12 protein-coding genes are annotated in these 12,534 nt (G+C 39.9%); 10 read left to right on the top strand and 2 right to left on the bottom strand.

Annotated features, from left to right (window positions below):
- Positions 1–50 precede the first annotated feature (50 nt).
- The 4 genes from DBR11_RS06985 (at position 51) to DBR11_RS06970 (ending at position 5,984) form a co-directional block, all read left to right on the top strand.
- Positions 51–410 (top strand): helix-turn-helix domain-containing protein, encoded by a 360-nt coding sequence (locus tag DBR11_RS06985; protein WP_108550968.1) that lies wholly within the window; start codon positions 51–53, stop codon positions 408–410.
- A 226-nt stretch (positions 411–636) separates the two neighbouring features.
- Complete coding sequence (locus DBR11_RS06980; protein WP_158275233.1) at positions 637–3,114, top strand: tetratricopeptide repeat protein; 2,478 nt, start codon at positions 637–639, stop codon at positions 3,112–3,114.
- Between the two features lies 1 nt (position 3,115).
- Positions 3,116–4,906 (top strand): HSP90 family protein, encoded by a 1,791-nt coding sequence (locus tag DBR11_RS06975; protein WP_108550964.1) that lies wholly within the window; start codon positions 3,116–3,118, stop codon positions 4,904–4,906.
- Positions 4,907–4,910: 4 nt separating this feature from the next.
- Positions 4,911–5,984 carry a hypothetical protein gene (locus DBR11_RS06970; RefSeq protein ID WP_108550962.1) on the top strand — a complete coding sequence of 358 codons (1,074 nt, stop codon included), beginning with the start codon at positions 4,911–4,913 and terminating at the stop codon, positions 5,982–5,984.
- A gap of 10 nt (positions 5,985–5,994) precedes the next feature.
- On the opposite strand, the gene DBR11_RS06965 is transcribed toward DBR11_RS06970, so the two are convergent.
- The gene (locus tag DBR11_RS06965) at positions 5,995–6,234 is read right to left on the bottom strand and encodes a hypothetical protein (RefSeq protein ID WP_108550960.1); all 240 of its coding nucleotides are present in this window, start codon (positions 6,232–6,234) and stop codon (positions 5,995–5,997) included.
- Between the two features lie 144 nt (positions 6,235–6,378).
- Between DBR11_RS06965 and DBR11_RS06960 the strand changes: the two genes are divergently transcribed.
- The 3 genes from DBR11_RS06960 (at position 6,379) to DBR11_RS06950 (ending at position 9,071) form a co-directional block, all read left to right on the top strand.
- Positions 6,379–6,810: a hypothetical protein gene (locus DBR11_RS06960; RefSeq protein ID WP_108550958.1), complete on the top strand. Its 432-nt coding sequence runs from the start codon at positions 6,379–6,381 to the stop codon at positions 6,808–6,810.
- A gap of 217 nt (positions 6,811–7,027) precedes the next feature.
- Positions 7,028–8,704 carry a hypothetical protein gene (locus tag DBR11_RS06955; protein ID WP_108550956.1) on the top strand — a complete coding sequence of 559 codons (1,677 nt, stop codon included), beginning with the start codon at positions 7,028–7,030 and terminating at the stop codon, positions 8,702–8,704.
- 67 nt (positions 8,705–8,771) lie between these two features.
- Entirely contained in the window at positions 8,772–9,071 is a 300-nt protein-coding gene (locus DBR11_RS06950) for a hypothetical protein (RefSeq protein WP_108550954.1), read from the top strand.
- A gap of 343 nt (positions 9,072–9,414) precedes the next feature.
- Here DBR11_RS06950 and DBR11_RS06945 read toward each other — a convergent pair whose 3' ends face one another.
- Positions 9,415–9,774, bottom strand: coding sequence for a helix-turn-helix domain-containing protein (locus DBR11_RS06945; protein ID WP_158275232.1), 360 nt, complete (start codon positions 9,772–9,774; stop codon positions 9,415–9,417).
- A gap of 75 nt (positions 9,775–9,849) precedes the next feature.
- Here DBR11_RS06945 and DBR11_RS06940 point away from each other — a divergent pair, with 75 nt between their 5' ends.
- From DBR11_RS06940 to DBR11_RS06930, 3 genes are all read left to right on the top strand, one after another.
- Positions 9,850–10,302 (top strand): VOC family protein, encoded by a 453-nt coding sequence (locus DBR11_RS06940; protein ID WP_108550950.1) that lies wholly within the window; start codon positions 9,850–9,852, stop codon positions 10,300–10,302.
- A gap of 130 nt (positions 10,303–10,432) precedes the next feature.
- Positions 10,433–11,197 (top strand): carbonic anhydrase family protein, encoded by a 765-nt coding sequence (locus tag DBR11_RS06935; protein WP_199233781.1) that lies wholly within the window; start codon positions 10,433–10,435, stop codon positions 11,195–11,197.
- 71 nt (positions 11,198–11,268) lie between these two features.
- The coding region (locus DBR11_RS06930; RefSeq protein WP_146186482.1) for a tetratricopeptide repeat protein at positions 11,269–12,534 on the top strand (1,266 nt) is incomplete at its 3' end.

The following is a 12,534-nucleotide window of genomic DNA, read 5'->3' as shown; positions in this document are numbered from 1 at the left end:
GTATAATATAGAAAGTTCATTTCTATATTAGAAAACACTTCTATTGTTATATGAGTAAAATAGGCCAAAAAATTAAAACTTTCCGCCTGAAAGCGCGGAAAACACAAGGAGAGCTTGCAGAAGTTCTCGGAATCTCGGTTCCTGCATTTTCAAAAATAGAAAATGGAATTACTGACGTAAATTCAGCCCGGATTATCCAGCTTGCTATTTTGTTTAAAGTAAATGCTGGTGCTTTTTTTGAAGAAACAGATGACCAGCGAGATGAAACAGAAAGAAAACAAGAGCTTTTGTTAAAGCAGCAACAGGCAACAATCAGTGAATTGCAGGGAAAACTCATCACTTGTTTTGAAGAGAAGGATGAATTGCAAAAAAGGATCAGAGAAACAGAAGCAGAGGTAGTCAAACATTAAGTCAGACAAGAATGCTGCCCGCCCTTGATGAACGCAAAGGGCGGATAAAAAATCGTATGCCACTTCTTAAGTTGTGGTGGTAAGAAATCCTGTCAAATTTCTATAGAAAAGCTCATTTTTTAACCCCAGTGGGCTGAAGTAAAAAAAATAATTTTATTATGTTTACCAGAATTCCATGGCAAAAAAATGTTGTGGAAATTGTTTTTTTACATTAACCTATAGAAAAATGAATCTTAAAAATGCTTATAAGACGATCCTTCAGGAAACGGAGAAATTGGATATAGCACAGGAAATTAGAAACTTAACCAGATCCGATCTTCAGCAGAAAGACAACTGGTATAAAGGACTTGCTTTATTAGACCGTGCATCATCTGATCTTGGGGACAATAAAGACGAAGTTTTTACTTTTTATAAGAGACTGGTCACAGAAGGGCTGGATTTTAAAGCAAGTGTTTATCTTAATGATGAGGATTATGATACACATCTGAACATTTTGTTGGCTGCTCTTGAAAAACTTGCGGTTTCCTTTCCTATTATATACACACAGATTGCATTTCAATACAGGGAAGCCCGAAGAACTCATCGTAATGCCGAGAAAATAATCTATTATCTGGATAAGGCAATTGATCAAAAAGTAGAGCTGGGTATTGCTGTAAAAGGCTATTTTCTGTATTACGGTGTATTGATTAAAGAAGATAAAGAAGCTGGCTTGGAATTGCTGAACAGTTCAGCGTCTTTATGGGTTAAATTATATAAGGGATATATCTCTTTAAATACAGGGGATACCGAAGGAATCCTTTCTCTTGTCTCCGAATTAAAAGAAAGTGAAGATTTCTTTTTGGTAAAAAGTGCCTTTGTCCTGGAAGGAAATTATTACGATTCTATCAGGGATGAGGCAGCAGCAGTTGCTGTTTATCAGAAGCTTTACCAGAACTATGAGCATGATTATGCCTTGTTCAGGCTGGCTACAATGAAGTTTGCCTCCTCAGAAGATCCGGCTGTTAAATCAGAAGCTCTTGCCATGTGGAAAGAAGCCTTTGAATTAGGAACTGTAGAAGCAGCTATTCATCTTGGCTATCATTCTTTACCAGAAAATAATGGAGGTTCCTCTTTTGAAGAGGCTATTCACTGGTTTGAATTAGGCTACCTGTATAACAATGCATTTGCGGCTTATCGTCTGGCTTTGGTCTATTTGTATGTGCCCGAGTTTGTAAATGGAGAAAAAGGTCTTCATTATCTTGATGTAGCTATTGCCGATGGTTCAGCAGATGCTTTAATTGAAAAAGCAGAAGTATTGCTGGATGGGGCAGTCGTACAAAAAGATGAGCAGGCCGGAGTGGAATTGCTTAGAAAAGCAGTTAAAGATAAAATGCCCTATGCGATGAACCGATTAGGGTATTTCTATGAGGAAGGTATATTGGTTGGTGAGGCAGATGTAGAGAAGGCCTTATCTTATTATGAACAGGCTGCAGAACTGAATTTCCCGGCAGGAATAAACAATTCAGGAAGGATCTATAGATATGGAGTAGCCGGTGAGCCCGATCAGGAAAAAGCAAGGGCTTATTTTGAAAAAGGTGTGGAAATAGGATCCCCTTATGCCATGACAGAGCTGGCTTTTATGTATGAGGATGGTACTATAGTGAAAGACCTTCAGCAGTCTTTTGACTTGTTCAAAAGGGCTGCAGAAATGGACTATGCTTTTGCTATTCATGCGACTGGAACTTACCTGGAGAATGCTTACCATACCGAAAGCCCTGATCCCGAGGCCGCATTTAATTGGTACAAGAGGGGCGCAGAACTCAATGATGTGAATTGTACGTTTGAAACAGGTCGCTGCTACCGGTTTAGTATAGGGGTTAATGAAGATCCGGACCAGGCCATTGCGTATTATCAAAATGCAGCCGAAGGGGGTAATCCAAAAGCTATGGTCGAACTAGGACTTTGCTATGAACATGAATACGGAGTTGCATTTGATGCACAAAAAGCATTTGACTATATGCAAAGCGCCGCGGAACAAAACTATTATTACGGAGCTTATAAGTTGGGTTACTATTATATGCATGGACTGATCACACAGGATTCCGAAAAGGGATTGGAATGGTTTCATAAAGCGGCAGAGGCTGGGTATCCACATGCTATGGTCGAAATTGGTGACTACTACATGTACGATTACGATCGAATTGATCAGGCCGAAAAAGCATTTGACTATTATCAACAGGCTTTTGAGCGGGATGTATTGCATGAAGGACTTGGACTTTGCTACGAGTATGGCCTAGGCGTGGAGACCAATTACCCCGAAGCCTTTAAATATTATGAGATGGCCGCTAACCGGGAATATATTCTGGCCATGTACCATACCGGACGCTGTTACCTCAATGGATCTGGTGTAAAGGCCAATCCGGAACAAGCCTTCCGCTGGTTTAATGATGCGGCGCAGCACAACAATATTGCTTCTCAGTATTATACGGGTACACTCTTACTGACTGGTAAAGGTGTTGCTATGAATAAAGAAGAGGGATTGCAGTGGCTTACTAAAGCTGCGGAAGAAAATTATGCATTGGCGCAGTTTGAACTGGGAAATTGTTATTTAATGGGAGACGGGGTAGAGGAAGACGAAGAAATGGCCATGTCCTGGTTTGAGAAAGCTGCTGATAACGGCCATGAAAAAGCCATGAAACTCACTGGCAGGAAGAAAGGAAAATAATATGGATGAAAACCAGCAATATTTGTTTCAGGTGAATCTGAAAGGAATGATCTCGCTGTTGTCTGAACATTTATACAGTAATCCAAACACCTTCGTGCGGGAGCTTCTGCAAAATGGGGTAGACGCGATTACTGCATTTAAGACTATAGACGAAGGGCACCTTGGAGCGATAAGGATCTACCTTCCGGATAATAACCGTAATGAGATGATCTTTGAGGACAATGGAATTGGTTTAAAAGAGGAAGAGATTCATAAATTTCTTGCGGTGATTGGCGAAAGTTCCAAAAGAGAGGCATTTGAAGCAAAAGATTATATCGGAAAATTCGGGATCGGGCTGTTGTCCTGTTTTGTGGTGTCTAACGAAATTGTCGTTGAATCCAGGTCGGCACTCAGTGATAAAGCTTTCCGTTGGACAGGCAAGTCAGACGGGACTTATCAAATCACCGAAATCAGCGAGGAAAGACCAATAGGATCTAAAGTTATCCTGCTGCCAAAAGAAGAATTCAAACACTTATTTAAGCCCGAAATTTTCCGGAAAAACCTGGAGAACTATGGAGAGGTATTGCCTATGCCAATTTATCTCTTTCACGACCAGGAGGAACACTGGATCAATGAAGGGGGAGCTATATGGCTGGACAATACGGCATCCAAGGAAGAATTACTGGCTTACGGCCGTAAAGTTTTTAATACCAGCTTTTTAGATGCTTTTCCTGTTTCTTCTTCGGCAGGTACTATAAAAGGAGTAGCCTATGTATTGCCCTTTAAAACCCAGTTTACAGGTAAACAAACCCATAAGATTTATTTAAAAAGAATGTTTTTAAGCGACGATGATTGTCGCTTATTGCCCAGCTGGGCCTTCTTTATTCGTTGTGTACTCAATACAGATGGTCTGGATGCGATTGCATCCCGTGAATCACTCGTTTATAATGACTTGCTGAAAGAAGCAAAAAGACAAATCGGGCAGTCAATCAAAGGATATTTGAAATCTGTGGGGCTGGTGGATCATGCGATTTATCAGAAACTGATCAATATACACTATCTGCACCTTAAAGCTATTGCTGCGGAGGACAATGAACTACTGCAGGTCTTTATGGATGATTTGCCCTTTGAAACCAATAAAGGAATCCGGACATTTAAAAACATCCGGGAACAAGGGCAAACTATATATTACACCCCCAACATTGATGATTTTAAGCAGGTTAGACGTATTGCAGGATCGCAGGGGGTGCTGATCATTAATGCGGCCTATACTTTCGAAGAAGAATTGCTCAAGAAAATCCAGCGACTGGATAAACATCTTAAAATTGAACAAATCTCTCCCGGCAGTTTGCTGAATACTTTTCACGCTGTTGATATCAGTAATGACCTGCAGCTTGCGGAATTCGAGAAAAGAGCTGCAGAAGTGTTAAAGCCATTGAATTGTACCTGCAGTTTGAAGCGCTTTAACCCGGAGGATACGCCCGCGATCTATGTGGCGCCGCAGGATGACATGAATACCAGAAATGCAAAACAGGAGGTTTCTGCCAATAATCCCCTTGCAGCAGCTCTGGGTGCATTTGCTCCTAAAAAGAAGGTTTTAGAGCCTGTCCTTTGTTTTAATGCTGATAATAAATTGGTAAAGAGGATGGTTGAGATTAAGGACCCTTATGTTTTTCCTTCTATTATCCAGATCTTATACGTACAGGCTTTGCTACTGGGGAAATATCCGGTCAGCGATACAGAAATGAATTTGTTTAACGAAGCACTCCATAACCTGATTATTATGGGCATGGAGAATTTTATTAATATTTAAGAAAATGAGGTATACTTTAGAAATACAGAAGCTCCTAAACCGGGCAAACCAGGAAAATATTCATCCTAAAGATGCAGCTAAATTGTTGATTGAGGCTATTCAGATTGCCGATACAAATGAGGATGTAGAATGGGGATATGAACTTCGGGAAGATTTGATGGATACACAATGGAGATTGGTTGGAAGAGAAGAATTTGTACGGGCATTTAGCTGGATGCTGAACACCTATGATGCAGACCCTGAAAATTATGCTGTTGAAGATCTGCTCTGGAAATATAAATGGATTATAGATGAATTGTTCTCCAATCCTGAAGTTCCTTTGGAACAACTGGACAATGTACTTTCCGACTATAAAAGAAGGCTGGAAGAAAAAGGTTATGGTTTGCGTTCTTATTACAGCAAGCTCCTTCATGAAGCGTTAGGTCAAAAAGAACCGGAAGGGAGTAAAAAGTATCTGGACCTGGTCAATTCACTGCCTATTGATGAGCTAAGTGATTGCAGGGCATGTGAAATGGATACAGAAGTTGCTTTTCTGGTCAATAAAGGCGATTTTACAGCTGCTTATCACAAAGCGCAGCCATTACTGCAAAAACAATACACCTGTGCGCATGTTCCTGTGATTACCTTATGCCAGTTGTGTTACCTTGCAGTTAAAAACAATGAAAACGAAAAAGCTGAGGAATTGTTTGTCCGTGCCGAAGAAGAACTGCATGAACGGGAAGAAGACTCTACTTTAATTGTGTCTATTGGATTGCTGATTGTTTTCTTGTTCCATAACCATAAAGAAAAAGGTTGGGAATATATAGAAAAATATCTTCCATGGGCTATGGAATGCAGAACCAGCCGGGAGTTTTTCTTTTCACAATATATGGCTGAGGCACTAAAACTGGAAGACCAGGAAAAAGAAGTTACACTTGAATTGCCGCATGAACATCCTTTGTATACTTCTGCTGCTATCTATAAAGTAAAAGATCTCTACGATTTCTATTATAAACAAGCACAAAGAAATGCCGCACAGTTCGATGAACGTAACGGGAATTCGAATTTTTCAATTCAATTGAAGCAGGCTCTGAGTTAAAAAGGTCTGCTTAAGAATCAGTACCCTCTTCTTTTGCTTTGGGTGCAATGTTATCTTCTGCATCCAAAGTAAAAGAACTTTCAGCTGCATTAAATGCTTGCTTTAATAATTCTGTATCGGGCTGCTCACCGGCAGCCTGATCATATTCTTCGTCAAAACCATTGGAGTGAATGTCTTTTTGACTCTGCTGATCATCTGCTTCTGAATTCAGGGAGTCGTCCAATGGTACGTTATCTTCTGGAGTTTTCATCTTCTTTGTTTTTTAGTGATATAACAATTAAAATGAACTAATGTTTCCAGGATCTTAGCTACAGGCTACTCCCAGAGAGGGTATTAAGACATTTAGCCTTACAACCGATAATATTGAGTACCTTTAAGGTCAGAAAAAATAATTATGAATTACGAAGAGTATTACAATGAGCTTTCAAGTGAACTGGAGAGGTCTGCAAGTGTGTTGAAAGAATACGATGATTTGGAAGCACATTTTATGAGCTCAACGCACAGCCGTGTCAGGTATGAATCTTATGTTTTAAGTTCTATGCCGGTAGGAATTGTTGACATCGTCTATATCCTCACCTCCGGAACCATGACAGTAAACTTTGATATGGAGCTGAAAAATACTCTTAAAAACAATACCAGGTTGCAGTACACATTAGGTGTGAGCCGTCTTTTTGATAAAGAGAGAGTCAAGATATTAGGCATTTTCAAGTCACTTACTGAAATTGCAAATGATGATGTGCTCTTAAACATACTAAATGGGATCAGAAATGATCTTAGCAAAAATGAAGACAGGATCATCAAATTGAAAGAATTAATGAGGCGGTAATTGGTATCCTGCTGAAATCTTTAGATTTAGATGACAATAATAATTGTTGAATATTGAAGCAATGATTATATTTGCTTTCGAGAGCGTTAATTTAAGGGGGTAAATCGAAAGGTTTATCTCCTTTTCTTTTTTACCCGTGACTGTAAGTTCATAGCATTAATTTCTTTTTCGGATCTCTAAATTGTATAGATTTGGCAGAAATTAAATCCTTTTCAAGATGATCTACCTGCTTGGTATTCCTATTGCACTTACCTTTCTTTTCTTTTTTTTAAGATTTAAGCGTCAGCAGGAAATGCGAAAACGGGCAGAAGAAGTAATCACCAAATGGTCTCAACCCTCAGAACATCCTATAGATTTCAAACAGCTCAAAGCTTACTGCGCATACTTTGCACAGGAAAGTGGAGTTCATTTATCTGATGCCATTGCTGCAGATATAGATCTCGAGAACCTGTTTGCTTATATTGACAGGACCAACAGTAAGCCGGGACAACAGTATCTGTATCAGAAATTAAGATCTGGGAAGAAAGATCCTGAAGCTTTGAAACAACTTGACCTTCTTGCAGAGCAATTTGCTACAGATGAACACCTCAGGATCAGTACAGAAATTGAATTGTCTGCACTGGGCAGTAAGAATGCTTATTATATACATGAGTTGTTCACCACAAGTTATCAGGCCTTGTACAGCGGATGGATCAGTCTGTACATCCGCTTTGCTGCGATGCTATGGATTGTTTCGGTTGTATTGACCGTTGTTTTAAAGAACCAGATGTTTTTTCTGCTGAGCCTGGGCCTGACGCTGTTTAATTTCTACCTGCATTATGGCAATAAAAAGAAGATATCAAGCTATGTTCATTCGCTGCCGCAATTGTATAAGCTGATGAAGGCTACCGAGCGTATACTGAAACTGGTGGTACATCCGGAGGATGCTCAGCCCGCAAGGGCAAGCTTGGAGGAACTTGCACCGCTTCAGCGTTCCCTGAGCATGGTCAATTTTCAGGATAAAACAAGCGGAGATCCAACGGATCTCAGTGCCAGCGCACTTGAACTGATCAAGACCTTTTTATTGGTAGAACCGGCGATGTTCCTCAAATCGGTGAACCGGATCAATCAGCAAAGGGACAACATAGAAATATTGTTCAATTTTATAGGTCAAACAGATATGGCTATTTCGGTGCTGTCTTTAAGAACAGGCCTGCCTTATTATTGCAAACCTGATTTCAGTGGGCTAAAAGAAGAACTTAAGGTGACTGATCTGTACCATCCACTGGTGGAAAATTGTGTTGCCAATTCTATTGAGGTGAAGGCGGAACAGGGAGTATTGATCACGGGGTCCAATATGTCAGGAAAAACAACGTTTATCCGGTCATTGGTCATCAATGCGCTCCTGTCGCAGACTTTATATACTTCCTGTTCCAATTGTTATTCGGCGCCTTTTATGAACCTGTTTACCAGCATCCGGATGAGTGATGATCTGGAAGAACATAAAAGTTATTTTCAGGCTGAGGCCTTGTCGATTCTGGATATCGTGAACAAAACTATGGGGCAAAGGGAGAGCAGTCTGATTCTGATTGATGAGATCTTTAGAGGCACCAATACGATTGAGCGCGTTGCTGCTGCAAAAGCCATTCTGTCTTATCTTACAGCCCATAAGAATTTTACCTTTGTTTCTACGCATGATCTGGAACTGGCAGAGCTTCTGGGTAAGGAATATGCGGTATATTCATTTGAAGAATTGGTGTCTGAAACGCGGCTGGTATTTGATTATAAGATCAAACCAGGGATACTGAAAAATAAAAACGGGTTGGCAATTTTATCTTCTATGGGCTATCCTCAGTCCATTATTGAAGATGCCACTGCTATCAGTACGGTTTTGCGAAAAAAATATGATCTTTAGCCGAAAGGTTCAGAACTTTTTCAAATACAATTGCGTTATTTTTGATTATGTAGTAATTTAGGCGGATATGCACGAATATAAGGAACAACTTTTTCAGAACCTTAAAAGACATCTAAAGGGTTCAGGGTGGACATTGGTTAAACTATTTGAAGGTAGAGGAGAGATCCGGATCATTCTTCCAGGTAACCAGAATGTAAAGACTGAATTTGAAAAGATTTACAGTATTCTGGATCAGTTGCCTGATATAGATCTTGAACCCGAACAGGTTATCATTGGTTATTGCAATAAAGATGCGATCAATTATCATTGTACGATTATCAATCCTGATCAGGAGTTATTGATAAAAAGTATGTATTTAAACGGGTAATGTTTTACTTCGGATTTCATAAGATGTATCGCAGAATAGAAAGAAGTGAATTTTGTGGAAAATTCTGTACAACTGCTTCAACACTAACGATATCAGGCGGGTTGAAGGAGCCCGCAGATCTCTGAGGTCTTTCTGCAGTGTACGAGAATTTTTCTTGGCAAATTGCAGAGGAGGGCTTGACCAGGCATGGCTCAAGGTGAGAAAGTGATGTTATGCTATACCTTTTACTGGGATGAATCGTATCTGGCGCATATCTGGGTGGGGTCTTGTTGGAATAAGGGTATCCTTATCCCAACAAGACCCCACCCAGACCTCAAGTAGATATAACGGAGTTCATAGTAGGCTACAATTCACTAGAAGGTGGATTGGGTCTGTTCATCTTTCCCCAGGAGGAAAGTGAATAAATCACTGGCTCCAAAGACTGGGCAAGATTGGTCGTTGTATAAAAAGGGAGCTTATCGGAATCAATAAATTTTTCAATCAGGCCGTTTTTCTCCAGGGACTTTAATTGTAGGGCCAGTACACGTTCTGTGATGGCAGGAATAGTGGCTTTGAGATCAGAAAAGCGTTTCGAACCTTCCAGTAATTTAACCAGTATCGTCAGTTTCCAGCGGCCTCCCAGTACGGAAAGTGTAAAAGCTGCATCGCATAGTTCATGTAGGATTTGTTCATTTCTGAAATTAGTGGAGCTTATTTTTCTCATGGGCTTACAATTTTGTAAGTTGGCAGAACCGAAGCTTTGCTGTTGTAAATTTGAATATAATAATTTACAATAAAGATGGAAAAACAGAAAGGCAAGATCTACGGGATTCACCATATTGCCATACGGGCAGAAAATTTTGATGCTATAGTTGATTTCTACGAACAGGCGCTGGGCTTTTCTTTAAGCCACAGCTGGTCTTTGCCAGAATTTAATCTGAAAAGAGCAGCAATGTTAAAATCGGCAGATGGAAATAGCTTTATAGAGATCTATGATAGTCAGGCAGATATTCCTGCGCAAGGGAGAAAAAAGCGACAGGATGAGGAGTTTGTACAAACTGCATTATTGCACATTTGCCTAAGTGTTGAAGATCCCAAAATTGCTTTTGAAAGAGCTATTGCAGCAGGAGCGAAACCCTGTCATGAACCTATGGTACTGCATTTGGGAAACCCCGTCATTACAGTTCGTAATTCCTTGGTGTTTAGTCCTAACGGCGAGGTTATTGAATTCCTGGAGGCTGGAGCTTTTTAAAATTTTACATTACTGGTATTTAATAGTTAGAGTAAAAAAGCTGGTGTTACCTGCAGAATAAAAAAAATTCTGTACAGATTTTTAACTCTAAATAGCTACAATTGTGTTGCAAATTTAAACTTCTGCATTAATGAGCATTTTAGATACCTTACTCGTCCTCTCCCTAATTGTAATGGTTGTTTTATTTGTCTTAAAGGGCAAAAATAAGGTAGGAACTCTACAAGATGTGGCAGAAGATGAGATGAGTATTGCCCGAAAGGAGGTGATTGCCGGAAAGGTACTCACCTCAGAACAACAGGCTGCTCTTGCGCCTGATACTGTCCTTGCTATTTTAAAAGAGGGAAACAGGGAATTTGTAGAAGGAGCCTTAACTGTGAGAAACAATTCTGAAAGAATTCGTCAGGCCTCTTTGGGTCAGTATCCACTTGCCGTTGTGCTGTCCTGTCTGGATTCCAGGGTTCCGGTAGAGGATGTTTTTCATCGGGGCATTGGTGATATTTTTGTAGCCAGGGTTGCTGGTAATATTGTAAACGAAGATATTCTGGGCAGTTTGGAATACGCTTGCAAAGTTTCAGGTTCCAAGGTCATCCTTGTTCTGGGACATGAACATTGTGGTGCGATTAAATCCGCTATTGATGATGTCAAATTGGGGAATATCACTCCATTGCTTGCAAAAATACGTCCTGCTGTACTATCTAGCAGTGATTTTGCAGGGGAAAAGACATCCGCAAATATGAAATATATGCATCGCGTCTGCGAAGAGAATGTAAAACTCAGTGTACACAACATCAGAGAACACAGCCCGATCCTGAATGAAATGGAGCAGGAGGGGAAAATCCTTATTGTCGGCGCTGTATATGATATGGGGACAGGCAAAGTAAATTTTTCCCTGTAATTTGCCCTTAAAGATTCTATCTTTAACAAAGATGTCTACTGCTAACAAAGACGATCGGAAAATAACCAGATATGCTGAATAAAATTGGGATGGCTGCGGTGTTCAGGACTGCTGTTCTTGCTGCTTTATTTTTAATTTGTATCCCTTGCTTTGGTCAATCTGAAAGGGATCCAGTGAAGCAGAAAATTGCGTTATTGAATCAGAAAGCAAAACATTTGAACCAGGACTCTACCAATCAGGCCATCGCTTATGCCTATCAAGCCTACCTGCTTGCCTATGAGAATAAACTTAAGGAGCAGGAAGCAGATGCTATGGTGATCCTCGCCGAAGGTTATTTGTACAATGATATTTATGATCTGGCACTTGAATATGCCTTTAAGGCGCTGGAAATCTATAAAGTCAAAGGAACTCAGGAGCAGATCGGTGCCAATTACACTTTGTTAGGCTGGATCTATTACGATGTGGAAAATGCAGAGCTTTCACTGAAGTACCATACCATGGCCTATGAGCTGTACAAGAAAACGCATAATGAAAATAAAGCTTCGGTTTCCCTGAATGGAATTGGGTTGAGTTATCAGTTAAAAAATGAATTTAAGAAGGCAGCAGTTTACTTTAAGCAGGTTTTGACAGAGGCAGAACGTCTTCATAAAAAAGTACTGATCAGCGCGGCTTATAATAATTTAGGTATCAGCAGTAATAATGAAGATGACTATAAACAGGCCATTCTTTACTTTCATAAATCGCTCGAATATTCAACAGGACAGGTGCTTTCTCTTGCAGAAGTTCATAACCAGATGGCTTTTTCGTTGGTAAAACTTGGTCGTTATACGGAAGCAAAGGAATCACTGGATAAAGCGCTGTTTTATATCAGCCAATCCAGTTCCAATTCTAAAAAGGAAAACCTGCTCGATAATTATAAGGTTTCCTCACTGCTCTACCAATTAACTGGTGACTACCAAAAAGCTTATGAAAATATCCAAAAGTATAATGCTATAAGAGAAGAATTTCTATCCAAGAACAAAGTAAATGCTCTGCTTTCTATGACGATGAAGCGGGAGGCCCAGGATAAGGAGCGGCAGATCAAAGCCCTTTCCCTGGAGAAAAGCATGAAGTCTTATCAGCGGAATACATTGGCCATTATTATAGTATTGTTGGTCATAATTGGATTTTTACTGTATAATAAGTTGCGGAGTAGACAAAGGAAGAATACAGAACTTGCAGAAATTAAGCAACAAGCCCTGAATAATAAATTAGAGTTTAATAATATGGAGCTGAAGAATTATGCTTTATATATGTCACATCGGAATGAACTCATTACAAATTTTATTGAAGAATTG

Source organism: Pedobacter sp. HMWF019 (assembly GCF_003061025.1).
GTDB lineage: Bacteria > Bacteroidota > Bacteroidia > Sphingobacteriales > Sphingobacteriaceae > Pedobacter.
The sequence above is the reverse complement of the archived record's forward strand: the minus strand, read 5'-3'. Positions and strand labels throughout refer to the sequence as shown.